The sequence below is a fragment of the Leptospira stimsonii genome (assembly GCF_003545885.1).
Classification (GTDB): domain Bacteria; phylum Spirochaetota; class Leptospiria; order Leptospirales; family Leptospiraceae; genus Leptospira; species Leptospira stimsonii.
The window spans coordinates 722,079-747,260 of record NZ_QHCT01000001.1; the positions used below are offsets into that span (position 1 = coordinate 722,079).

21 protein-coding genes are annotated in these 25,182 nt (G+C 42.0%); 11 read left to right on the forward strand and 10 right to left on the reverse strand.

The window, feature by feature from the left end; all coding sequences use genetic code 11:
* Window positions 1-38 precede the first annotated feature (38 nt).
* The 7 genes from DLM75_RS03560 (at window position 39) to DLM75_RS03590 (ending at window position 10,781) form a co-directional block, all read left to right on the forward strand.
* A complete protein-coding gene (locus DLM75_RS03560; RefSeq protein WP_118967136.1) occupies window positions 39-950 on the forward strand; it encodes a CPBP family intramembrane glutamic endopeptidase in 912 nt (303 codons plus the stop codon).
* Window positions 947-1,720, forward strand: a complete 774-nt coding sequence (locus DLM75_RS03565) for a hypothetical protein (RefSeq protein ID WP_118967137.1) — start codon at window positions 947-949, stop codon at window positions 1,718-1,720. Before DLM75_RS03560 ends, DLM75_RS03565 begins: the two co-directional genes overlap by 4 nt.
* 66 nt (window positions 1,721-1,786) lie before the next feature.
* A complete protein-coding gene (locus DLM75_RS03570) occupies window positions 1,787-3,661 on the forward strand; it encodes a chloride channel protein (protein WP_118967138.1) in 1,875 nt (624 codons plus the stop codon).
* 182 nt (window positions 3,662-3,843) lie between these two features.
* Window positions 3,844-5,367, forward strand: coding sequence for an OmpP1/FadL family transporter (locus DLM75_RS03575; protein WP_118967139.1), 1,524 nt, complete (start codon window positions 3,844-3,846; stop codon window positions 5,365-5,367).
* Window positions 5,368-5,581: 214 nt separating this feature from the next.
* A complete protein-coding gene (locus tag DLM75_RS03580; protein WP_118967140.1) occupies window positions 5,582-6,883 on the forward strand; it encodes a sterol desaturase family protein in 1,302 nt (433 codons plus the stop codon).
* 99 nt (window positions 6,884-6,982) lie between these two features.
* Window positions 6,983-9,088, forward strand: coding sequence for a DUF4139 domain-containing protein (locus DLM75_RS03585; protein WP_118967141.1), 2,106 nt, complete (start codon window positions 6,983-6,985; stop codon window positions 9,086-9,088).
* Between the two features lies 1 nt (window position 9,089).
* On the forward strand, window positions 9,090-10,781 hold the full coding sequence (locus tag DLM75_RS03590) for a mucoidy inhibitor MuiA family protein (RefSeq protein WP_118967142.1): 1,692 nt from the start codon (window positions 9,090-9,092) through the stop codon (window positions 10,779-10,781).
* Window positions 10,782-10,784: 3 nt separating this feature from the next.
* Here DLM75_RS03590 and DLM75_RS03595 read toward each other — a convergent pair whose 3' ends face one another.
* From DLM75_RS03595 to DLM75_RS03625, 7 genes are all read right to left on the reverse strand, one after another.
* Window positions 10,785-11,810, reverse strand: a complete 1,026-nt coding sequence (locus DLM75_RS03595) for a vWA domain-containing protein (protein ID WP_118967961.1) — start codon at window positions 11,808-11,810, stop codon at window positions 10,785-10,787.
* Between the two features lie 123 nt (window positions 11,811-11,933).
* The gene (gene cobC, locus DLM75_RS03600) at window positions 11,934-12,521 is read right to left on the reverse strand and encodes an alpha-ribazole phosphatase (RefSeq protein WP_118967143.1); all 588 of its coding nucleotides are present in this window, start codon (window positions 12,519-12,521) and stop codon (window positions 11,934-11,936) included.
* Entirely contained in the window at window positions 12,506-13,309 is an 804-nt protein-coding gene (locus DLM75_RS03605) for an adenosylcobinamide-GDP ribazoletransferase (RefSeq protein ID WP_488165568.1), read from the reverse strand. The genes cobC and DLM75_RS03605 overlap by 16 nt, the downstream gene beginning before the upstream one ends.
* Window positions 13,306-14,340, reverse strand: a complete 1,035-nt coding sequence (gene cobT / locus DLM75_RS03610; protein ID WP_118967145.1) for a nicotinate-nucleotide--dimethylbenzimidazole phosphoribosyltransferase — start codon at window positions 14,338-14,340, stop codon at window positions 13,306-13,308. Before cobT ends, DLM75_RS03605 begins: the two co-directional genes overlap by 4 nt.
* A complete protein-coding gene (locus tag DLM75_RS03615; RefSeq protein ID WP_118967146.1) occupies window positions 14,337-14,942 on the reverse strand; it encodes a DUF6580 family putative transport protein in 606 nt (201 codons plus the stop codon). The genes cobT and DLM75_RS03615 overlap by 4 nt, the downstream gene beginning before the upstream one ends.
* A 13-nt stretch (window positions 14,943-14,955) precedes the next feature.
* A complete protein-coding gene (locus DLM75_RS03620; RefSeq protein ID WP_118967147.1) occupies window positions 14,956-15,783 on the reverse strand; it encodes an LIC_13355 family lipoprotein in 828 nt (275 codons plus the stop codon).
* Between the two features lie 81 nt (window positions 15,784-15,864).
* Window positions 15,865-16,446, reverse strand: coding sequence for an LIC13354 family exoprotein (locus DLM75_RS03625; RefSeq protein WP_118967148.1), 582 nt, complete (start codon window positions 16,444-16,446; stop codon window positions 15,865-15,867).
* A gap of 476 nt (window positions 16,447-16,922) precedes the next feature.
* On the opposite strand from DLM75_RS03625, the gene DLM75_RS03630 reads away from it, so the two are divergent.
* Window positions 16,923-18,269 (forward strand): flavin monoamine oxidase family protein, encoded by a 1,347-nt coding sequence (locus DLM75_RS03630; RefSeq protein ID WP_118967962.1) that lies wholly within the window; start codon window positions 16,923-16,925, stop codon window positions 18,267-18,269.
* Window positions 18,270-18,382: 113 nt separating this feature from the next.
* On the opposite strand, the gene DLM75_RS03635 is transcribed toward DLM75_RS03630, so the two are convergent.
* Entirely contained in the window at window positions 18,383-19,054 is a 672-nt protein-coding gene (locus DLM75_RS03635; protein ID WP_118967149.1) for a DAPG hydrolase family protein, read from the reverse strand.
* A 159-nt stretch (window positions 19,055-19,213) separates the two neighbouring features.
* Between DLM75_RS03635 and DLM75_RS03640 the strand changes: the two genes are divergently transcribed.
* The 3 genes from DLM75_RS03640 (at window position 19,214) to DLM75_RS03650 (ending at window position 21,274) form a co-directional block, all read left to right on the forward strand.
* A complete protein-coding gene (locus DLM75_RS03640; protein ID WP_158586435.1) occupies window positions 19,214-19,867 on the forward strand; it encodes a TetR/AcrR family transcriptional regulator in 654 nt (217 codons plus the stop codon).
* A 631-nt stretch (window positions 19,868-20,498) separates the two neighbouring features.
* On the forward strand, window positions 20,499-20,855 hold the full coding sequence (locus DLM75_RS03645; protein ID WP_118967151.1) for a hypothetical protein: 357 nt from the start codon (window positions 20,499-20,501) through the stop codon (window positions 20,853-20,855).
* The gene (locus DLM75_RS03650) at window positions 20,852-21,274 is read left to right on the forward strand and encodes an OB-fold protein (protein ID WP_118967152.1); all 423 of its coding nucleotides are present in this window, start codon (window positions 20,852-20,854) and stop codon (window positions 21,272-21,274) included. Before DLM75_RS03645 ends, DLM75_RS03650 begins: the two co-directional genes overlap by 4 nt.
* A 255-nt stretch (window positions 21,275-21,529) precedes the next feature.
* On the opposite strand, the gene DLM75_RS03655 is transcribed toward DLM75_RS03650, so the two are convergent.
* Both DLM75_RS03655 and DLM75_RS03660 read right to left on the reverse strand, forming a co-directional pair.
* Window positions 21,530-23,665 carry a toprim domain-containing protein gene (locus DLM75_RS03655; RefSeq protein WP_118967153.1) on the reverse strand — a complete coding sequence of 712 codons (2,136 nt, stop codon included), beginning with the start codon at window positions 23,663-23,665 and terminating at the stop codon, window positions 21,530-21,532.
* A complete protein-coding gene (locus DLM75_RS03660; RefSeq protein WP_118967154.1) occupies window positions 23,662-25,050 on the reverse strand; it encodes a DNA gyrase subunit A in 1,389 nt (462 codons plus the stop codon). The genes DLM75_RS03655 and DLM75_RS03660 overlap by 4 nt, the downstream gene beginning before the upstream one ends.
* Window positions 25,051-25,182: the final 132 nt, after the last annotated feature.

A 25,182-nucleotide genomic window follows, 5' to 3' on the forward strand; every position in this document is an offset into this window, starting at 1 on the left:
GATTCTAAAAAAACAATGACGCAAAAAAAGAGACAGAAATGCTTGTAACCGAGACTCCCGATCCAATGGAATCCTTAGAAACTACCGGTAACCCGAAAAACAAACCGTTTGAACCGGTATTTATTGCATTTCAGCAACTTCTCGTTTTGATTCTCGGAACCTATGTTCTTCTTCCGTTAATCGCCACCTCGGTCGTAATTACGGTCTTGATTTCCAAAGAACTACCGAGCGACTTTCCTTATTTGGACAAAGAGACTCAGACGGAAATTTATAAGGAAACAACGGAAAAATTTCAAAAGGAAATTCAAACCGATACGAAGCAGATCTATCAACGTTATATCGAGGTTATGGTTAAGGAAAAACCTTGGTTACTGATCGTTGATCGATTGATTTGGGCTCTTTGTTTTATTCTTCCGGCTTACTTCATACTTGGGCGTTTTTTCAAAGCAGAGTATTCCAATTTGAGCGATCCATTTACTCTAAAGACGATGTTTACGGGTGCCGGGCTGGGAGCCTTGGTCTTTTTGTTCGTAATCGTCTTCGGATTTTTTCTCACCAAAATTTTTGGGAAACAAACACCGAATGAATTTCAAGAAATTCTTTTTAGAGAGATGAAAGGGAATCGTTCCCTGTTACTCTGGGCTTTGTACAGCGTAGGATTGATCACAGGAATCGTCGAAGAAGTATTCTTTAGAGGCTTTTGCCTCAAACAGTTTCAAGCGAAGGGTTTGGAGATGCCAGGTCTGTTGTTCACCTCGGTGGTTTTCGGACTCGTACATTATAGCGGCCAATCATCTGTGAGTGTTCCGATCTTATTGAGTTTTGTGGGAATGTTCTTCGGGCTTTTCTATCTAAGAACCGGCAACATTTGGTATTCGATCTCCGCACATGTTAGTTATAATTCCATCATGCTTTTGATCGCGTTTATCAAAGGAGGAGATATTCAGTGAAACGTTTTTATATCGTTTCGATTCTATTCTTTTTGGTAACCGCATCTTCGTTTGCGTCAGAAGTAATCGAGATCGAAGGAAAAATCGAAGATAATAACATGAAAGTTTTTTCGGCATTGAATAAGTTTGCCGAAGGTTCCGTAAAACTCAGCAAAAAGACAAAAGGTTTTAAATATCATTATACGAATCCTTGGTACTCAAGATATTCGTTTAACATTTATTTGGGAGAATTCGCGAAACGGGATAATGTGAGCATTATGCGAATTGAAGCTCCAAAAGCGGGAATGGAAAAAGCATTTCGGAATTATTTTCAGGAAGAATTGCAAAGAAAGGACGCCAATGGAATCGGAACGGTAACCGGGAATACCGCGCAAGTTGAAGAACGTTTCGAAAAGTTGGAAAAGAAATCCCACCTTGTTTCCCAAGGTTTAAACTTAATTTCGCCCGCTTTTTCCGTAATGTACAACGCCCGCAAGTCCCCGGTTTACACTTCTGCGGATGCGTTTTCCAGATCTTCCTTTTATCTACTTACGGACTTACTCATAGGCGGACTCGCTTATTATTTCGTGATGAGTAATAACGATAAGAAAAGTACTGTAGACAACCTTTTGAATAAACACGGGCCGAGCGGAAATATTTTCGACGCAAAATACAGCGGAATTTTCATCGCGGCGATTGCAATTCCGCGGTTGTATCGTGCAACGGGCGCATTAGAGGATACTACGACTCACAATCGTTTGTTCGAGTTGTCTTACTCTTTTAAATTCTGAAGTTAGAGAATTTCTTTTTCAACCGATCGGTTTTCTTTAAAGGACCGATTTTGTTCGGCAACGAAGATGAAAGAAGCAAAACAACCTTTATTTAGAATCAGCGGACGGAGATCATTATACTTCTATTGTATTCTAACCGGAATCGTATCGGGACTAGGAGCCTATCTTTTTTCAAGAATCCTTGCAGTATCCGAATATTTGTTTTTAGATCGTGCCGCCGGCTTAGCTCTTCCACATGCTTCCGGAGAATTTCTCATCGAATCTCAGGACACAGTAAACTGGGGAATTCCTTTTACAGACGAATATCGACCCTGGCTGGTTTTTTTATTACCCATAGTTGGCGGTCTTTTGACGGGTTGGATTGTGAATCGTTTTTCTCCGGAGTCCGGAGGAACCGGTTCCGATGCGATGATCGATTCTTTTCACAATCAGGAAGGAAAGATGAATCCCGTAGTGTCGCTTATCAAATCGGTTGCAACCGTCTTTACGCTTGCGAGCGGTGGAAGTGGCGGGAAGGAAGGTCCTATCTCTCAGATCGGAGCCGGTTTTGGATCGTTGCTGGCGACTCTTCTCAAGGCAGGGGCAAGAGCGAGACGCACTTTGTTGCTCGCGGGAACAGCGGGTGGGTTAGGTGCAATTTTCCACGCTCCGTTAGGCGGAGCCTTGACATCCGTAGAGATGATCTACAGAGAAGACATTGAAAGCGATTCTTTGATTCCTTGTATTATTTCTTCGGTTTCAGCCTATCTCGTTTATTCGAGTCTAAACGGTTTTAGAACCGTCTACCGAGTCGCTGACAACGAATTCTTTCGATATACGGATCTCATATTTTATCTAGGACTGGGCGTTCTCTGCTTTTTATGCGGCGATATTTTTATAAGAATTTTCAGAAAAGTGCAAACGATTTCAGGAAGGCTTAAAATATCGCCTATCATTAAACCTGCGTTAGGCGGTTTGTTTGTGGGAACCGTCGGACTCTTTTTGCCGGAAACGATCGGAACCGGAGCAGGAATATTGCAAGTCGCCTTAGATGGAAAGGATCCGATCGGAACACAAGGATTGTTTTCTTCAGTCTATCAAGGAACCGGACTTTGGCTCGTAGTATTATTTTTTATATTAGCGGGAATGAAAATTCTCACTACTTCCTTTACGATCGGAACCGGAGGTTCCGCGGGCATGTTCGGACCATCGCTGTTTATAGGCGGAATGTTGGGGGGAGGAGTTGGAACGATTGCGAAAATTCTAATGTATCCTGATCTTTCAGTAACTTCTTTTATTCTAGTGGGAATGGGAGCATTCTATGCAGGAGTCGCGAGTGCGCCGATCGCAGGAATGATTATGATTTGCGAAATGATCGGAAGTTATACGTTGCTTCCTCCTTTGATGGTAGTATCGATCTTGACTTTCGTTTTAAGTCATAAGTTAAGCTTATACAAAGCGCAGAAGGAAACTCGATTTCAATCTCCGGCTCATTTTTGGGATATGAATCGCGATTTCTTGGAAGAGATTCAAGTAAAGACTTGGAAGAATCGTCTGAGAACGATCGCCGTTGCCAGAGATCATTCTCTTCTTTCGGAGCTTGAAGAAGAAGCCTTAAAAATTCAAGCGAGCGATTACATCGTTTTAGATAAGGAAGATCGATATTTAGGAATTCTTTCCCTTCGGAAAGTAAGGCATACTCTGGAATCAAGAAATGTTGCCGGCAATTTGATTACGGTTGGAGATGTTACCGATACTTCTGCGCCTTTCGGAAAACCCGAGGATTCTTTGGCGAGTTTGCTTAGGCTTTTGATAGACCATGACTTGGATAAAATTGCTATTTTAGATCGGGAAAAATTTATGGGATACTTACGATTTGCGGATCTTATGAAAATCTATTTCGAAAATACGTTCCCTAAAAGTGGAAAATCTTTGAATTCTTCAGTAGAAAAGGGAACATAAATTGAATATTGTAACGTACGCTCTAATTTTTTAGATATTTTTCTCGACTTTTTCGCCCTTCCTTTATAAAATAATCCGAACTTTTTAAATATAACTGATATTTAATAATAATATCAGCAGATCGTAGAAGATAGACGGTATCTTTCCTGTAGGCGCTTGGATAGGAAAGAGGGTAGGCGAAATTGAAAATTTTTAAGTTAAAAAGAACGATAGGGATAACTGTACTTTTGGGTCTCGGCTTTCACGAGAAGTCCTACGCCGGAAGTTACGGCGATATTTACGGTGCGCATCCGGGTGCTGCCGGAATGGGTAGCGCAGTTACTGCCATTGTGAATAACTCGTCAGCGGTGTTTTACAATCCGGCTGGTTTGGGAAGGCTTTCGGAAGGAGATTTGATTCTTGCCGCGATCGAAAAAGAGGCTCGAGCAAATAATCCGGAAAATCCGAATCCGGAAAATAAAGATGCTCCTCCAGCGATTCCGCCTAACGTAGACCCGAACGATCCTGCAAGTCAGCAACCAGCGGTTGTGGGTCCCTGGTACAAACGATTCTGGGCCGATACAAAAGAAGGTTTTACAAAAGACGTTTTCAAATACAAACCGGCGAATCGTCCGGAAAGAAGTGTACACGAAGTGACCTTTCAGTATATGTACGCGAATCCTACTTCCCATACGACGGCGCCTAGAAATCAAAATTTAAATAAGATCCGAGATAGTTTTGTCGGTTTGGGTCTTACTCTTAATTTAAACGACATGTTCGATATGAGCCGTGGTTTTCGTTTCGGAATCAATGCGATCGTACCTGGAAGCGGAAATCTTCTTACACTCAACGATCAAAATCCGACCGTTCCACGTTATCTGCAACAGGGTGTAAGCAACGAGAGACCTACGATCATGGGTGGATTAGGGCTTGAAATTTGGAAAGATCGTCTCTTTGCGGGAGTCGGCTTTACGGCACTTGCCGGTGGAACCGGGAGTATTCTCATGAAAGACGTTCCAATTTCGCCCGATCCCGTTTCTGCAAACTCACAAGTGATCTTAACCGTAAAACCCTTGATCAATCCCACCTACGGTTTGCAATTTTCCTATGGCAAATTCAGCCTGGGCGCTTCCTATAAAAGGGAAACGGTGATGCAAGTAGACCCGGTCCCCGCAAGAGCACAAACAACTCTTCTTGGAATTCAGTTGGATTTTGACCTTGCTATTTTGGATGGATTTAATCCGAGAGTTTTCTCATACGGATTCGGATTTCGACCTAACGATCGTTTGGTGCTTAGTTTCGATGTGAATCGGGAAATCTGGAGCCAATTTAAATTGTCGAGAATCAAAGAGAAATACTCGGAGCCTTTATATCTTCACGACACTACGAATTTTCGGATCGGTGCGGAATATGCGCTTTTCAAATTCTTAAAAACGAGGCTCGGTTTTGCGACAAGACCGACTCCTTTGCCTTCCATGCCAGGCGCAAATAACTGGATGGATTCTGATCGGAATATTTATAGTTTAGGATTTTCTTATGTATTTAGTCCAACTACCTTCAAGTTTATGAATCGTCTCAGAAAACCTTTGATCTTCGACGTCGTAATCGAGAATCATCAGTTAAAAGCCAATGAGGTTAATAAATACACTCCAACGGAAAGAAATCCGAATTATTCTTACGGCGGATATATCTGGACCGTCGGCGTCTCGATGACGATCTTCTTCTAAACAATACTCAAGTGTCTTCTCATTCTTTAGAGAATGCAAGGTATTTATAACGGACGTTATTTAACGGAGCGCTACATATATAGGCTTGGATCGCCTTTTTTCTTGACACGAGCGTTCGCTACAGAGTCAATTTTGGCAAAGGATCCGTTTATCAAACGCTAAGTTTCGATTCAATTGGATTCTTCGAAAAGAAGAGAATAGGAAGCGAACCACAATGGAAAAAAATCTCATCGAGCTGATCACTCCCGTTTTTTTTGTTCTACTCGTCGTAGAACTGATCACCGGATACGCGATCAAAAAACCCGTTTATCGATTCAAGGATTCTGTAAGCAATCTTACTGCGGGAATTTATATGCAGGTCTTTACGGTTTTTGTAACCGTAGCGTTGCTTTCCTTTTACGCGTGGGTATATCAGAATTTCGGAATTTTTAGAATTTCAGAATCTTCCGTTTTTGGTTGGATCGCCTGCTACGTGTTAGCCGACCTTTGCTACTATTGGTATCATCGTCTCGGGCATGAAATCAATATATTCTGGGCATCTCACGTGGCCCATCATCAAAGCGAAGACTATAATTATACCGTCGCTTTGAGACAGGGAATGTTCCAAAATCTTTTCTCCCTGCCTTTTTATCTTCCTTTGGCGATTATCGGCTTTTCGCCTATGATGTTCGTCATCTGTATTCAAGTTAATTTCGCTTATCAATTTTGGATTCATACACGATTGATCGGGAAATTAGGGATGTTTGAGTATATTTTCAATACCCCGTCCCAACACCGCGTTCACCACGCGAGAAACCCAAAATATATCGATAAAAATTATGCCGGGACTTTTTGTATCTGGGATAGAATGTTTGGGACTTTTATCGAGGAAGAGGACGAACCGATATATGGGATCGTAAAGCCTCTCCAAACTTGGAGTCCGATCCACGCTCAAATTCATCATTTTGAGGATTTAGCTAAAATTTCTTGGAAAACAAAGAGTTGGAAAGATAAGATCTTGATTTGGTTCAAACCTCCCGGATGGATGCCCGCGGATATCGGTAAATTTATTTCCCCTCCCGAAATCGACAAAAAGACTTATAAAAAATTTAATACCGAAATTCCGGCCACGTTAATGACTTACTCCGCGGTTCAATTCGCGTTTGGGATCGGTGCGTCCATGATTTACATAGAATTCAAAAAGGAACTTCCACTTTTTGAGATGTTGGTTCTCGGTTTTTATGTCCTCTGGACTTTTTGGAATATCAGCGCCATCTTCGAAACCAAAACCAGCGGTTTAATTTCCGAAATCGTGAGAATGGGATCTATCGTTGCAATTTCTTTCCTATTTCCGATGGATTTTACCGGCGTTGAAAAACTAAGAATGGTCCTAAGTCAGGAATGGATCTTGGCTTTACCGAGAATTCTTCAGATTGGATCGATCGTTTCTCTCACGGTATTGGGAAGTTTTTTAATCAGCCAGAAACGATTCTTCAGCGTGGAAGGTCAAAAGCCTCAACCACAAAATACATTCTGAACCTCGAGTTCTGAAACCATAGGGAAAACGGTTGACCCAAGCCGATGACCAGAGTTTCTTTTCGTGGAGAAGAAACTCTGGTTTCCTGGAGAAAACCGTATGCAAAAATCCCTTCCGCAGTTACGGACAAAAAATAAATTATTTCTAAATCTGCTACTCATCCTACTTTTTCTGAACACTTCCACGCAAGGACAAGAAGAAGGTGGAGAGGAACCGGAAAGAACATCCATCGAACGTGTTGCGACAAACGTAGATAAGGCGGATCCGTCTCGCATACAATCCGTGGTTTTGTATTCGAGTTTCGCGTATGTTACGAGAACTCTTCGCGCAAAGGTCAAGGCGGGAAGTACGGAGATTTATCTCGGTGAAATTCCGGATCAAGTTTCCGAAAGAACAATCTCGGTTCGTTTTCCCGATTCTTCACGAAAGGTAAAGATACGCGGAATTCGCGGCAAGATCAAGGTGGAAAGAAGAGCGAGAACGAAAGAAATCGCTTCTCTTCTCAAGAGACAGGATGCGATCAACGATCAGATCGAATTGTTGAGTTCGGAGATTCAAGAATTGATCGAAGAAGAGAAAGCGATCGTAAAAATTTCTCCGGTATTAAGAGGCGATCACGCGCTTCAAGAAGAAGTTGCCGATCCTGAATTCTTAGCCGGATTTCAAAAACAATATCAAGAACACCTCAATCAACTTTCTTCGCTTAGACAAAAGAAATTAGAATCGCTGGATCAGGTTCGAGAAGAGGGACTTGTCGTTGATGCGCGATTGGATCATTTGGGTAGGCTGGAAGCAAAACAAAGAAAGGAACTTTATCTCGAAACGGAAACCGCCGAGGATACGGAAGCCTCGATCGAATATAAGTATTTGATTCCGGGCGCGAGTTGGTTTCCAAGATATTCATTACAGTTGACGGATGAATCCAGAAGCGGAGATCTAAGTTGGTTTGCGCTCGTACGAAATGATACCGGTGAAGATTGGGATAAGGTAAAACTTTTTTTTACGGCATCCAATCCGGATTTAGACATTGATCTTCCCATTGTTCGAGAATGGAGAATTCAAACTCAAGCAACCGTAGACGGAACGAAACAACAATACAACGAGCAGAACGAAGAAACGACCTTTCGAAATCAGGATTCCGCCCCCATGGCCGGGTCGGTCGTAAGAGAGGCAAAAGAAGAAGCGAAAAAAAGAAGTAAACGGGCTCCGAGTTCCAAAACTGAAGGTTATGCTCAAGAAATTAATTCCGGAAAACCGGTTCAAGCTCCTATGGAACAATCCCGTCAGATCATAGAGAAAAATTATTCCAATCGAGCGAATTCGCTTAGGACCGAAGATAATCTCAATCAGTTAAAGACGGATTTGGCCAATCAGCAAGACAACTTTAAGAACGGTCAATATGATCAGGCAAACTATTACGGACAAGAGGCTCTTAAAAAATTCTCCAAACTTTCGGATTTTTCAAGAAAGGAATTGAATTCGATCGAGTCTTACACGGAGGATCTACTTCGAAAAGGAAGCCTGATTCTGTCCTCCCAAAAAATTCCGGGTGGTTTGATTCCACCTTCTCCCTTGGAAGGATTCGACTATCAATACTCTTCTGGAATTCAAGAAACGATTCCCTCGGATCGATCTCTGAACAAAGTATTCCTAAAAAAGAAATCCTTATCGTTAATTCCAGGTTATGCGACTTCTCCGATCGCAGGACCGGGCGCATATCTTACGGTTGAGGCTTCCAACTCCGAAGGGGAGCCTTTGCTCGCAGGGCCGATGGAAGTTTTTTCCGGTAACACTCTTCTTGGAAATACGGTTCTAAGCGTGAGTAAACCGGGCGAGGCGATTCGTATGGAACTTGGTCAGGATCGGGACATACTTGTGAATCGGAGAGAAACATCCTTTGAACAAAAAGAAGGAGTGATTTCTTCACGTACCAAAATTAAATACAAGGTAAGCATCGAAGTTAAGAATCGTAAAAAAAGAACGAGTACGATTACTCTGATCGATCGGATTCCTTATACGGTCGACGATAGCGTCGAAATTCGATTCGAACCTGGAAAGGATATCCCGGAAAAAAACGTGGAAGGGATTTTGACTTACAAGATAGAACTTCCCGCAGGTGCAAAAAAGATTATAGAATTTGAATATTCTGTAAGCCACCCGACTGAAAATCGACTGATCAGAACGCCCGGATTGGGAGGATATTGAGATGAAAAATTTACGGATAATGAAACAATCCTTTCTGAAAAAAAATCGATTCGGTTCGTATTCTCTGAAATTCGGAATCGTTTTCCTGTTTGGAACCGTTCTCGTAAATTACGCGTTGAACGCGCGCGAGATCGAGCTAAAAGTTCAAGACGTTACTTTATACGAATCCTCTGCGGGAGTTTTGCGAAGTGGAAAGATTCAACTGGAGCCGGGTGTGAACGAACTGTTGATTCGAAATCTTCCGGTTCAACTCCAAGACGAATCTTTAGTCGCTTCCGTTGACGCAGTCGGCGCTTCGGTAGTCGGGTCGAGTACTTGGATCGAAACGGGTGCGATCATTCACAATGAGGAAGCGCTGGATCTACAGAAAAAAATCCGAGTTTTGGAAAAGGAAATCGAAGTTTATGAAAGTAAGGATTCCAATTTAAAAAATCTCAAAAAAATTCTTACCGATACAAGATTGAAAATCGCGGAAATGGTTTCGAAAAATCTTTTCTATAAAAAGAACGAGGCCGATTCTAAAAGATGGTTTTTGTCGCTTAACAATAATAGACAAGCGATTCAAAACGCGCTGAATTCGAACCTGGAAATAAATCGTTCAGTAAAAGATCTGCGCAAAAAACTTTCCGATTTGAGAGATAAGTTGAACGTGATTCTTTCCCTTTCTGAAAAGGCATCGCGAATCACAAAGGTGCTTGTTAGCTTTAACGGGTCAGAAAAAAAAGAAGCCAAGTTGAATCTTACCTATCAGTCGGCTGGAGTTTCCTGGAAGCCGTTCTATTCGGTTCGTATGGAAGGACGGGAAAAAATAGAATTGGAATATTTGGCTGAAATCGTTCAGGAAAGCGGGGAAGATTGGAATAATATTAATCTTTTATTATCCACTTCCAGTCCGGACGTAAGTGGAAGAAGGCCTCGACTTTCCAGTCAAAAGTTATACGATCAAAGAAGACAAACGAATAAAGATAATCTGATCACCCTCCAAACGCAAACCACTGCAGGAGAATCCGGCGCGATGCCGGAAGTCGAAACCCCCGAGGCGAATACCGATCCGACAACGGGTAACAGTGAAGAATCCGGAAGCGGTTTCTTATTTCGATATTCGAAACCAGTAACGCTTCTTTCTCGAAAGGAATCGAAGAAGTTGTCTCTGGCTTCGTTTACGACCGATGCGGCTTTTAGCGCTCTTTATGTTCCTGCATTGAAACGTTATCCGCTCATTCGTGGTAGTTTTAAGAATCTATCCGGTTTTCCGATTCTTCCCGGCGAGGCCGCGGTGTTTCGTCAGGCGGGAATGGTTGGAACTTCAAGTTTCGGTTATATTAGCCCGGGTGAAAAAGCGGAAATTTCTTTCGGATCGGAAAATGAGGTTCGAGCGGTTTATCGGAAAGAATCCAATCAAACGAAAGAAGGACTTTTATCAGGAACCAAAGTTATAGAAAAATTGATTCGAGTAGAACTTGAAAATTTCGGAAAAGAAACCAGGACGATTTCTTTTCAGGAATCGATTCCCGTCTCGGGAGTGGAAAGCGTTCAGGTGACGATCGATTCTTCCACAACTCCGAACTATTCCGAACTAAGAAAAGATTCGGGAATTTTAGAATGGAAAATAGACGTTAAACCGAATCAAAAACAGGAAATCAAACTGAAATATAAGGTAAGTTTTCCTTCCGAATTCGATCTAAGCCTGTGACGTCTAACGGAGTTCCTCTTCTTTTGAAACCGCAAGAGGAGAGGGGACTTCGGTCATATCCCAAAGTTCCAAAGCTCCATACAAAGAGCTTTGTTTCGGAATTTCGATCGTAAATCTCCCTTTGCCCTCATTGAGATCGAAACATTCGCTTTTACTCAAGATTAAACTTTCCGGAGACGAGATTCTTTTCGAACCTAAGCTGGGATTGGAACGAAGCGGGGTTTGTTTCAAATTGAATACTACGCAGTTATTCCGATTTTTTGATGTCTTGTATCCGAAGTCGATCGTGTAAACCGTCTTGGAATCGGATTCCTGATTTCGATGAATTTTTTCAAACCAAATCATCATTTCCGATTTTGATTCCTGCTTTTGCGGGGTGTGGGACTCGAAGTTCGAAGAACGATTCTTAAGCGAGTCCATAGCGATATGAAACGAAGAATCGTCCTCGATTCCGAAATAGGTTCCGTCTCCTTCTTCGGTTAATAATTTCATTTGCTGTTCCTCGTTCGGTTTCAAACCCAATCCAAGAATATGAAATTTAAAAGGAATTCCCTTTTGTTTTAATGTTTGGATTTCTTTTTTGGGATCTCCGTAACAACTTTCCACACCATCGGTGACTAGGATGATTTCGGTTTCTTTTTTTCTTTGCGCGATGATAGTTCCGGCGATTCGAATCGATTCGGCCAGAGGGGTCGCTCCCGCGGGAGTCAGACCGAATAAACGGTTTTTAAATGTGTCCGGATTTCCGGCTTCGAGAGGGTGATAAAGACGCGAAGAGGAACAACCTGGAACTCGGTTACCATAGGCTAAAAAGCCGATATCCGTTTCCGGCGGAAGAGAAGAGATATAGTGACTAACGTGCTTTTTTGCAAGATGAATCTTTTGATAAATTCCTAAATACTCGTTCATCGAACCGGATGCATCAATGATAAAAAGTTTAGAACGTCCCGGAAGTTCTGACGCACTCTGGGGATTGCTAAAAAGGAACAATAGACAAACAATCCAAACTTTCCTTCGATAAGAGCGCATTCTATTCTTTCTATCGGCTATTTGTAAAAAATCTATCGAGGGGAGAATTCGGAATTTTAAAAAAAACAAATTTTTGACCAAGGAGTGGATTCTTAAATCGAAACAAATTCGATTCAAGGATGTTTAGCGATTCCAATAGATCACTTTGGAAAAAAATTCTGTCTCATTCTTATCGACGATAACTTTGCTTACGGATCCGTATTCTAAATCAAACTGAAATCCGCTCGCAAGAGGAATGGAGGCGAGTCTACAAAGAAACGCTCGAATCGGTCCCGCGTGGGTTACGATTCCTACTTTCGAGTTCGTCGGATAGGTTTGAAGAATTTCCTCTATAAAAAAGGAAATCCTTTGTGAAAGATCCAAATAACTTTCTCCGTTCGGAGTTTTTTGATTCACAAAGTCTTTCATCCAATATTCGGACTCGGCATGGGGAATCTCTGACCAAAGTTTTCCTTCCCAAGAGCCGAAGTCCAATTCCATCAGTAGTTCCGAATATTCTACCGTTCCCTTCGAATTCCTTGATAAGAACTCGGCTAATTCTTTGCACCGTCTACTTGGACTTGAATAGATTCGATCCAAAGTAGAATCCAGTTTGGTTGAGATTTTTTCGAATTCGATTTTAAAATCGGAAATAAGTGGAAGATCTGTTCTCCCATAGCAGGTTCCTTTCGGAACCTCGGGTGTGGAATGTCGGATTAAAAAGAGTTCCAAGAAATCAAGAGTCCAAGATAAAAAAGTAATTCCGTACTTTGTTGGGTAAATCCCAGGCAATCCCCGGTAAAACCGTCGATCCACTTTTTAAAATAATATTTTAAATAGATGATAAGAATCAGCGCCAATCCAAACCCGATCAAGACGCGCGGAATTTGATCGGGAAAACGGATTATGAAGTAAATGGCAGGGAAACATCCGAAAAAAGTGGAAACGATAAAGTCTGAAACGAATAACTTTTTTACGATCGGTTTCGACTTAGAAAGATCGTTGTCCCTTGCATATGGGATCAACATCATAAGAATCATAGCGGACCATCTGCTTGCGGCGTGTGCAAACCAGGACGTGAATAAAAAAATTACGGGAGAAAGTTTAAACAACCCGACTAAGAGAAAGAATTTTAATCCTAAAGAAAGAATCAAACCGATCGACCCGAAGGTTCCGATACGACTGTCTTTCATAATTTCTAATATTCTTTCTTTGCTCCAGCCACCGCCAAACGCATCGCAGACGTCGGCGAGTCCGTCTTCGTGAAATCCTCCGGTAATCAATACGCTTACGATCATTCCTAAAAGAATGGAAATTTCGATCGGAAGAATTTGGGCCAACCCGTAACTTACGAAAGAGGCTCCTACGGAAACGATCCAACCCATCAACGGAAAGTAACGGGAAGAACGAGCGAGGGCTTCTTCTGAATATTTATAAAAAGGTGGAACGGGAAGTCTTGTGTTAAACATCCACGAAGCGCAGAAACGATTCCATTCTTCTCGTAGGAATGAAAAGATCAATGTTTTTGATCTACCTTCGCAGATTCAAAGGAAGCCATTTCTTTTAAAAAAGTGAGTGCGGAAAGTATGATAGGATACGCGATCGCACAACCCGTTCCTTCTCCAAGTCGGAGTCCAAGATTTAAAAGAGGAGTCGCATTCCATTCTTCTAATATATATGTATGCCCCGGTTCCACAGATCTATGACAAAAAATCGCGTTTTCGATTATGGAGGGTTCCATTCTTTGCGCGATCAAAAATGCGGAACTCGCGATGAACCCGTCTATTAAAATGATCCTTCCTTTTTTTGCGGAATCGATCATGGCGCCCACAATCATCGCGATCTCGAACCCACCAAAAAATTGAAGAACGTCAAAAGGGGTCTTTAAGTCCGACTTGTATTTTCTAAGACATTCTTCCAGAATTACGATCTTTTTCTGATAACCTTGATCGTTTAAGCCGGTTCCGCGTCCCGTCACTTCTTTTAGGTCCTTGTCCAAAAGACTTGCCGTGATCAAACTAGCTGAGGAAGTATTTCCGATTCCCATCTCGCCGAATCCGATTATATTACAATTCTTTGATACTGCTTCCGTCGAGGCCCAGGCGCCTCTTTCGATTGCTTGTGCGCATTCTTCTTTGGTCATCGCCGGTTCCATCAGGATATTTTTTGTTCCAAAGGCGACCTTTGCACTGATAAAATCTGAATTCTTGGAAACGGAATCATGGGGAAACGAAAAATCGACTCCTGCGTCGATTACTTTGAGTTGGATAGAATTTTGTTTGCAGAAAGCATTGATCGCGGCGCCTCCATTCAAAAAATTGAATACCATTTGATAGGTGACTTCTTTCGGATAAGCGCTGACACCGGAATTTGCAAGACCGTGGTCTCCTGCGAAAACCAAAAGATGAGGCTCTCGAAGTTCCGGAGAATCAGTATTTTGAATCAGTCCGATCTGAAGCGCAAGCGACTCCAAGGTCCCTAAAGAGCCGGTAGGTTTTGTTTTCAGATCGATTTTATTTTGGATTTTAGCACGTAGTTCGTTTTGATTCAAACAGTCAGTTCCTTTTCCGTCCGGTTTTCAGGAATTAAAATGCGCTTTCTAAACTTCAATTCCAGTCGGTCTAAAGTACCGAATAACGCGGAAGTGTAAAGCAAATCACCTAACAAAGTACCTGCGAAATAGGGGATTGCGACAATATAACAAGTCAACAATCCGTCCCAGGTTTTTGTATACAGGGAGGAAAACGCCCAGACGGAAAAGTTGGAAAGAACGAAAAATTGGATGCTTGCGAAAATCGAGACGGCGGAAACGAATATTAAATTCTTTTGATGGGTTAGGAAGAATTTTCCGATCAGAACGTTGACCATCAAAGAAAGATAAACGATCGAAATTCCTTCGTAAAACATCTCGAATCCGTGCAAACGTGATAGAACAAAGTCGGTTACGAGCATTAAGATCAGAGGCAAGGCGAATGATTTCCAACCATGCAATCGCGCGCCGGAATAAACCGTCATAGCTCCGACGGAAGTAAAGTTCGAAGGATGTGGGAGGAAGCGTGAGATTCCCGCAAAAAAGACTGCTACTGCGGAAATTCCGTCGTTTTCAGCGAATGTCGCTTTCCATTTTTGAAGAATGAGTTTTATTTTGTCCATTAGATTCTCCTAATTAAGGGCTGAGTTGTTTTGCAATAACGCCGTCGATGTCCGGATTTTCATTTGCACCTGGAATCGGCAAAGTCGTCAAAATCGCTTTTGCGGAAGTAAGCTTGACATAAAGAAATCCGTTTGTTTGAAGATTGTTAGTCAGAGTTCCGTTGCAACCGTTCCCGGATGCGCCAAAGTTCGCGTCGAGAAGATCAAACCCGTCCCCTCCACCGGAAGCAAAGAGAGTGGCGGAATCCATCGGATTTTTCTCTTGATTATAATCCACATAACGAAGACCGGCAAATCGAAGCCAGTTCACCGGATTTGAAGAGAATGTGCCTCCACCCGTATAAGAAGGATTCCATCCGCACCAATTTGTGAGATCGTTTCCGACTTCCACGATAACGGGTTCTAAAAAAACCGTGGTGGCATTGCCTCCGGATTGAAATGGATTTTCGAAAACGATAAAATCGTTTCCTGTCGTATTCTGAACTTTCTTCCCGTTCCATCCGAGTATGAGGGAAGCGCCCGCACCATTCGTATCTAAAGTAAAAACATCCAGTGATCCGTTAAAATTCCCGAGTCCTAAGATTCCGTCCACAGCGCATAAGGAATCTTGAAATCCGCTTTCCGTGTTTCCAGGGGCGCTTATGATTTCTTTTGCATTGTAGATTCCGACCTTATCGATCGCGATTCTATTTAAGCAGGGGCGAGACGCAGTCGTGTTGGATTGATTTTGAACGATGGCAAGAAGTGCTCCTGTCACGGCCTCGTCTTGATTGGATTTCTCTTTGCAAGAAAGGAAAAACAAAAAGAAAAGTATGTAAGTAAGAAGTGCTATTTTTTTCATTCTATTTGATCCAAAGGTATCGATTTTCGGTTAAGAAGAAGCAGAATGCCGGAAAATTTCTTTCCGGCATTCTTACCTTTGTTAATTGGTTCTGACTTCTAAACGACTCCATACGGAAGGATCAAATCCGCTATTCAAACCGCAACCGGCATTGAGATTCTTCGTATTCGAATACGTATCTAAGTCATCCGCCTTTGCTTGTTCGAGAGTATTCTGGTTGTTTACACCCGTAAGATCTTGACAAAGATAAAAGTAGCTTCCATCAGAAGTCCATCGATACCAAGAAAACTTTCCTTTTGAAAAGGAAGAATCTTGAGTGAATTGAACATAGATCACTTTTTTCGCCAAGTTGATTTCAACGATATTACCGATCAGTTGAGAACCGCCAAAGCCGTTGTCGTTATTTTTTTGGGTAATCAGCGTGTTCGTTATGCTGTAAGTTCCTTGCGCCTTTGTTCCGACATCGGTGAATGCTCCACCCGGATAATCTTTGGTTCCGTTGTAAAAAGTCCAATTGCCGGCGATTTCAAAATTATTGAGGAGAATCGCGGAAAGAAAAAGATTCTCGTCATTCTTATCTTCCGACTTCGTTTCAAAACAATTCACGGTTCCCACAAGAAGGAGTGCCGTGATTAAAAATTTCCAAGTTACGTTACGTTTCATGTTGTTTCCTACAAAAGTTGTCTTTTGTCAGGGTAGACAAGATTCTAAGTTTAGAATCGTATGAATTCATTATTAGAATCCGATCTAAACGAATGGATTGTTAAAGTTAGATTTTCCACTCGGGTCCCCCGACGTTCTCGTCTTTCGGGACCCCATCGCGGAAGCATGAAAATGCGTAGGCGAGTTTCGAACTGTCCCTACCTCGAGGACGGTGTTCGCGGGGAAGATCTGGCTTATCGAATTTCTTTCGAAACTCGAAATCACAGTTGCGGGTCAGCGTGGGAATTACACCCAACTTCCTCCCTGAAAGCTTAGGGACAGGGGAAAATTTCGACTCTTTCCGAGCAAGATATTTTCTAAACGAAAAATGCTTCGGATTTCCGAAGTTTCGGTCAAAATCTTTCCTAGGGTAGAAGGTGGATTTTGCCGAAAATAAGGATTGGGATCGAATTCCCGAATTCAATTCGGACTTTAAAATGGAAATTAGCAGATCGGAGTTTATCAAGCTTGGAATATTGACCGCCGTTGGCGTTTCCGGCCTTCCTGGGATGAATTTACGCGCGCAGGGATCTTCCATGTCACAAAAGACGGTGATCGTCCTTGGGGGCGGAATTTCCGGATTGTATGCCGCTTACCTTTTGGGAAAGACCGGAATCAAGGTAAAATTGATCGAAGCTACGGATCGTTTGGGTGGAAGAATCCGAACGGTCGCAGATCCAAGCGGTAATTTTTTGGACTTGGGTGCGGAGTGGATTCAGGCGGAACATAGAACCGCGAAGAGTTTAGTTCGAGAATTAGGATTGAAGACGACGGATTTCGAAGTTCAGTCCGATCTCTTTTTTGGTTCTTATCAAAAAGCGGGAACTTGGGATATCTCGTCCAAGTCTCAAGAAATTCTAAATAAACTCGTTCAGATGAATTCCAAGATCAACTCTGTTCAACAACAAGAGTTGGATCGAATCAGCTTTTACAATTTTCTGATATATCAAGGAATGACTCCGGACGATCTTGCGATTTTGAATTTTAAATATTCTTTATATTATGGGGATTCTTTACGTTCCCTTTCCGCTCAAAAAGTTTTATCCGATCTCACAAACTTTCCTAAATACAATACGAGAATCGAAGGCGGGATGGAAGCCCTAGCAAGAGCGCTCGTATTTTCGTTGGAGAATACCGAAACTATTTTCGCCGATCCGGTGATTTCGGTTTATCAAGGAGAAGGAAAAGTCATCGTAACAACTTCGTCCGGAAAAAAGATAGAAGGCAGTGCGTGTATTTCTACGATTCCGGCAAACCAGCTGACCTCCATCCAATGGGAACCGGAATTAGATAAGGAAAAGAAACTTTCCGCTTTGAGAATTCGTTATTCAAGAATCTATAAAACGTTTCTCATGCTTCGAGAAGCTCCTTGGACAAGGGAAAATTTTTCGGCTTATTCGGATTCCGCCGCAGGTTTTCTTTATGACGCTGGGACAAAAACGAATTCGGAAGACAAGGTATTGGGAATGATTTCAACGGGAGATCGTTACGACGTGATGGCGACTTCCACCGACGCTTTGAAAGTGGAATACATACGACTGGCTTTGGAACGTTTGAGTCAGAAAAAAGATCTACAAGTGCTACGCATTCAGAGTAGCGAGTCTTCCCATTCAAACTATGTTCCTTCGGGTATTGCAACCTTTCCACCGGGAAGTTACGGATCGATCATATCCTTACTCAAACCGATGGATCGAATCTTCTTCGCGGGAGAACATACTGCGGAATTGAACGGAACCGTAGAAGGTGCGCTCTCTTCCGCGATTAGGGCCGTCAACCAGGTCTGAAAAGAATCTCAAGAAAGGAACTTTAGAAAACGGAGTTCCTTTCTTTGATTCAAATCAATTGAAGAAATCTTATGATTTGATTTTTTCCTGTTCGCATACCTTGCGTTTTTCGATTAACCGGCTTTTCGTTCCAAACTCTCGGAACATTCTTTTCTATAGAGTTGCGGAAGAAACCGCTCGAATTGCCCAACTTCTTCTATGTTGTGAAGAATCCAAGCCTGTCCTCTTTTTTCGCTAAAAACAAATTTTAAAAAAAGTGGCCGAATCAGTTTCCACGTCCAGTGTTTCCAACCGATGATCAGACAGTTTTCGTAAATCGTATCTTGTCCCGAAGGCTCGAAGGTATATTCCATTCTTGCAACCTTGTATTTCCCTTCCAATTTCGGGTTATGGATATAGCCTGTTTCGTCTAACTTCTCAATATCGGTGACTATGTTGACGATATATTTTTTATTCCTACCGAGATATTCCACTAAACGAATAGAAGCTCCGGGACCGATCGAACCGTCAGGGAGTCTTTTTTCATAACTCGCATGAACGTGGTCTTCCGGATGCCAGACCCTGTATTTTTCATAAAGTCCCCCATCGTATTCTATCTTTCCTTCCAGATTAGAAAACCACCAAACGAGCATCTTGGGTGAAACTCCTTTTACGGGGGAATGTCGAATCCAAAATTGGACCCTTCCATCCGAAAGCCTCCTCGTTCCATAGGTAGCCGTTTCGATTCCTTTTTTGAGCCACTTTACCGGAAGAATTTCCGGAATTGTCAAATCCACTTCTTTCATAACGACCTCGGTATAGTAAATGCTATACGTAATAAAAAGAAATATAGTGTTTACTATACAAATCTTTTTTAGGAGAAGAATAAAAAAAAAGAACGCTCTGGATTTGGAATTTTTCTTTCATTCTCCGCCCGATTTTCAGAATCAAGTGAAGGGACAAATTTGAAACTGAATCGAAAAAAATTACTGACCGAATACGGTAAATACATCAATCCAGCGAGCGAAAAGGAAAAAGACATCCTACGAGCTGGAGAAGTCCTTTTTGGAGAGCGAGGATTCGAAGGGGCGACAACCTCGGAGATCGCAAAAGAAGCACAGGTTACGGAAAGAACCTTGTTTAAATACTTCCCGACTAAGAAGGATTTATATATAAGAATTTTATCTTCGATCGTCTATGAAACTGCTTTTGCGGAACAAATCCCCGAACTTAGGAAATTCTTAGAAGAGAGAAATGTTTCGTTCGAACAGTGGTATCTTTCTATCATGCGAAATCGTATTCAAGTCGCAAAGAAAAACGATCACAAAGTAAGAATTCTTGCATCCGCGATTCTACACGATTCGGACTTCGCCGAATACTTCGGTTCGATTTGGAAGGAGAATCTGTTCGCACCGGCGTTGGATGCGATTCGTTATTTTCAAGAGAAAGGAGAAATTAGGAAAGAGATCGATTCGGAGACCTTTGTTAAAACTTCTTTTAGTATCAACATCTCCTATTTGATTTATCGATTTGTTCTCAGTAAGGACGAAATGTTCGATGATGAAAAGGAACTTCTGAAAATTTTCGATATCATTGGTCGAGGAATTTTAACTTCTTAGAAAACATTCCTCACCCAAAAAATTCATCTGCACGATATAAGCTTTCTCTCTACCCAAATTTTCGCTTAAAATCTTCGTAAAAATCACAATCTGACTGAGATGTTACAATGATTTCGTATCCTCGTCATTCGATCTGAGATTTTCTTCAGTTTGCCTTTCTCCATTCTTTGCGCACATTTCGGATTGGAAGGCCTTCTTCATTCTACAAACCTTTCCCAAGCGTTCCTATTGTATTTGATAATTTCTTAAATTGAAAAAACACACTCGATTCCGACTGCGTTGTGGTCAGTAGAATCAGAGTCTTAGTTCGTATTCTAAAATCAATGACCCTAAAACCGATTCATTTCCATAGAATGAACGATTTAGTAATCGATCCATTTATCTTATAATCTGACTTAAATTTACAATCATAAATAGAGGCTAATCGTTTGGAAATAAAACATTCAAAAAATAGAATGTAAATGTATTCTAATATACGGAAGTGTGAATTCGTAGGCTTAAGAATTGACAGTTGAGTCTTGAAATCTGGACAATCCATTTTTAGACCAAGGCGGTTTGATTTCTGAACAGAGTTTTTTTTCTTAAATACGGTCGGGTCACTTTGTCTTTCTTACTCTTGCTGACCGGTAGTATGATCTACATCCTTTTTCGTCCGACATCTCTTTTGATGTTCCGCTGGTTCGAATTTTTTCAATTTTCCGGCTCGATTCGAATTTTGAGGGAATTGTTTCGAGATCAACCTGTTCCGGATTGGATCGTATACAATCTTCCCTTCGGACTCTGGATGTTTTCCGGGATGATTTTGATCGAGTCGATTTGGCACGGAACGAAATCAAAATGGAGTTATTTTTATCTCTGGGTAATTCCTTCGATCGCCCTCGGTTCTGAATTCCTTCAATACTTCCGCTGGATACCCGGAACCTTCGATTCTCTAGACGTAATCATTCTTTCTTTCGGTGCATTTATTTTTATTAGGAGAATCAAATGAATAAAATGAAAATGGGATGGAAACATTCGCTTACGATCCTTGTCTTTGCGATCTTTGGAATTTTGGCCGTGGGAACCGGTGGTTCCGATAGCGATTCAACGAATTCCGCAGAAACTGCTTTCAGTCTTTCCGCAGGCGACTTGTACAAGGAATACAATGCGAATGAAGTTGCGGCAGACGCGAAATACAAGGGCAAAACGGGTGAAGTTACGGGAACAATACGAACCGTTGGAAAAGACATTCTAGATCAGATGTACGTAGAGCTGGGCGTATCCTATTTGGAAGGGGTTCAATGCACGTTCGTTAAGGATCAGGCTGAAAATGTTGCGAAGCTCGTAAAAGGTCAGAAGATCAAGGTCAAGGGAGTTGTTAAAAGAAAGCTTGTAAACGTTCAGATGGATGAATGTATACTTCTTTAACCTGATTTAATCCGTTCGTTTTGTTTCGTATCGCGATTTAACAAAACGGGGCTCTTTTTACCGAGAATTCCCGTTTCGATCTCTTGAGCCTCACTTCGTTTTTTTTCAATGAACTCAATCGATTCTAATTTAAGAATGGGAAGTTGGATGTTGATCGGAAGAGAAAGTAAGTTTTAGAGGATTTGTCGTTCGAATAGGGAAGGAACAAATTTTCCAAACGACCAAGTAGTCGTTTGGAAAATCTTTGAAGAGGATTCAGTCTTCGATCACGCTCATCGCGTATTCGGAAATTGCGTCTCTTCTCTGCTCGGCAAAATCTTTGTGAAACCAAAGATTTTGGATCTTGGACGCTTCTTTTTTGTTTCCAATCGTAATCTTGGTCATACATTCATCGACTGCGAATTTCATAGCTTCTTTGCCCGTTTCGCCAAGACCCTTATTCCGTTTTTTGCGAGTGATTTCTCCTCCGCCCTTTTCGACACGTTTGATCAGGTCTTCGTAGTCCTTGTCGTCGATACAAAAGATTGTTTCTTTTTTCTTATCTCCGAATTTCACATCCACTTCGTAAAGGGGAGCGCTGGAGATATGAATAAAACCTAACTCGAAAAGTTCGGGCCAGTATTCGTAGAAGAAAGACAACATTAAAGAACGAATCGCATAACCGTCAAAGTCCGCATCGGTGATGATACTGATTTTTTCGTAGTTCAATTCTTCGATCGATTTCACTTTTTGATCGAGAGGTAAACCGACGATTGCTACGATATTCTTTAATTCTTCGTTTGCGATCGCTTTCGCAATGCTCATTCCTTTACAGTTGAGCGGTTTACCACGAAGCGGGAATAGACCGTGTAATTTCGGATTTCTTGCGGGACGCAAACCGGCGATGGCAGAATCTCCTTCCGCAACAAACAGAACTCTTCCCGGATCGCCCGGCTTTCCGGTTGGAGGCATGAGTTTTGGGATGTTCATTCTGCTCGCTTTTTTGAGACCTTTTTGTGCGTCCTCGAAAGCCTTGAGCTGAGTTCTTTTTTCCATTTGAAGTTTGATCTCTTCCAAAAGACCGGTCTTCTTGATGAACTTCTCCAGATGTTTATCGATCGCGTTTCGAATCTCTTCGTTCAAATCATTGATGAGATAGGATTTATCCTGCGATTTAAAACGTGGATTCAAAAGTCTTGCGTTCACATACATGTGAAAACAGTTTCTTACGTCGTTTCTCGTCGAACTCGTTTTGAGTTTTTTCTCTAACGCCACAATCTGACTTTTTTTACGGACTTCGTCGCAGATTCTATTTTCGAGATATTCGATCGCGGATCCGCCCTGTGGAGCGAAGATCGAGTTCACCCAAGTGAGGTTTTTGTTTTGTCCGATTACGAGATAGGTCTCCAAATGAAGCTGCGAAGCGGATGTCGGAGCGCTAAAATCCATTTTGTAATAAACGAGATCGGAATGGGAAAAGATTTCATCGAGTCCTTTTTTGAACTTGAACTTATCCTTTTTCCCCTTGAAGACGAATTGGACTTCCAATCCGGGGTTTGTCATCGCGATATCTTGAAGATATTGCTTCATCAAATCCACGTTAAACGTAATGTCCAGATTGTTGAAATACTTCGGATTGAGTTCGAATTCCACGGATGTTCCGTGGTCTTCTTTTGAAGCCTTTTCGATCAATTCCTGCATATTCGTTTTTTTGAGAAGCGGACCCAATTTTTCGATTTGATCCTTTGTAAGAAGAGGACAATCCGTGAATTTTCCGTGTTCATCAAAATAGAGAAAGATACGATCCGTTTCGTCTTTTGAAAGTTTGTAAGAGCGAATTTGTTTTTTTACGTCGTCGTGAACGGTAAAAAGTTTTTTGAAAGAAGTTCCCCCGTTTACCGTTTTTACTTTGAAGTAGCTGGAAACCATTCTCACGAGCGAAATCCCGACTCCGTTTTGTCCGGCAACGTGATCCTGTTTTACGTGGTCGTCGAAATTCTCACCATACATCAAATGAAGATAAACGCCTTCGGCGTTTGCGGCGGGAATTCCTCTTCCGTTATCGGAGATCGTTACGCTCTTTCTGTCCGAAGAAAGTTGAATGATCAACTTGGACATCTTGTCCTTTTCAGGAATCGTCTTGTCTTTTTGATTCTTACGATATTCGTCGACGGCGTTCATACACGCTTCGTCGAGACATTTTAATTTTGCGGGAACGTCTTCGAGTTCTTCATGAACTATCTCGTATTTTCCTTCGTTGTTCTTCCGGAAAAAATGTTGTTCGAACGTGGAGGAGGAATTTTGTCCCAACCACATACCGGTTCTCATACGTACGTGTTCTACGTTGGAGAGTTTTTTAAAATTTCGTTCCTGGGATGATTTTTCTTTTACTTTAGTTTTGTCGGCGCTCATACTTTATCCCATTTTGTCTGGAGTTCGTCCAATTCGGTTATCATGAAGTCGGTCAATTTTTTGTCCTCTTTCACCAAACCTTGGTAACGAGAAAGAGCGGTCTTCGCTTCTACGATCGCTTCCTCGCATTTTCTGACTTCGTCGATGGTCATTCTATAGACGGGAATCGTGGACAACCATTCGAAGTATTTAAACTTAGAGGCTTTGAGTTTGTCTTCAAAGTCCTTTTTCGATTTGATTCCGATGACTTTTTCGTTCCATTTTTCTTTGATAAAACGGATCAGTTCGGAGTTCCTTTCGATCTTCTCCTCTTCCAATCCGGACAGTCGTTTGAATCTTCGGATCAAATGCGTTTTTCTAAAATCGCAAAAGCGTTTGATGATTTCTTCCGGCTTGAAGTTTTTCAATTTACCGTCATAGGTAATCACGTTCATGGCAAGCGTCTGAACGTCTTCTTTGTTGAAGAGCGCCATGATTTCTTTTTGAGTCGGTTTTTCGCCCTTCTTATATTGAAGTTCGATTCGAAACGTCTGGCTTGAGTAGTCGACGTAATCCTTTAACCAGGAATCTTTTCTTTCGATGATATCGTCGATCAGAGAAACCACCTTTTCTCTGTTCCAGTTCATCGGGGAATCGGTAAGATAGAGAGTGTCTCCTTCCCATTTGAAAGCGAAGGAGGTCGCCATCGTAATGTTTCCAGCTTCCGTTTCGGCCATTCTGATTTCGCCGCCGAAATCTTTGTACCAAGGTTTGAGCGGGAGCGGTTTTTTGGTCTTTAGATAATTCACTTGAGACTTTACGATATCTGAAAGTCTGTGAGCTGGGATAAAACAACGAAATCCGGTTGCGATCCCTTGGATATTATTGAGTAAAACGATCGGCACCTTTCCCACAAAGTGGATCGGCTCGTCCTCGGTTTCGTCATAATTCTTAACGTAATCTATGTCCGGTAAACTTTCAAAGAATCCCAAATCTTTTACAAAGTCGGAAAGTTTTACTTCGGTGTAACGGGGAGAAGCGATCGCACTCGGATCCAAAACGTCCCCGAAGGTTCCTTCACCGGAAACGAGAGGAATATTATTTGCAAAAGTAAAGTTCTGCGCCATTTGAGAAAGCGCGTCTTGAATGGATCTATCCCCATGCGGATGGTATCCCATTGCGAGACCGGCAACTTTTACCGTTTTTGTGTACCGATTTCTCGCGTCCGAATTCCACATAGCCCAGAGAATTCTTCTCTGAACTGGCTTCAGCCCGTCGATTTCGTGCGGGATCGCCCTGGAATCGCAAACATAACGCGAATATTTTCTTTGGTCGTCATTGACCTGGTCTTCAAAAGGACGTTTTGGGAATGCATCCTTCGACTTTGGTGGATTGGAATTCTTCATACAGTTTTGGCCAACGAAATTCTAGAACACTATCCTGTCAATTGTAAAAAGTTGACTGGATTTATTAAGGGTGTTTTTCCGGTGAAAGAGGGTTTTATTCACCTTCGGACATTTGCATATCTGACCCCCCGT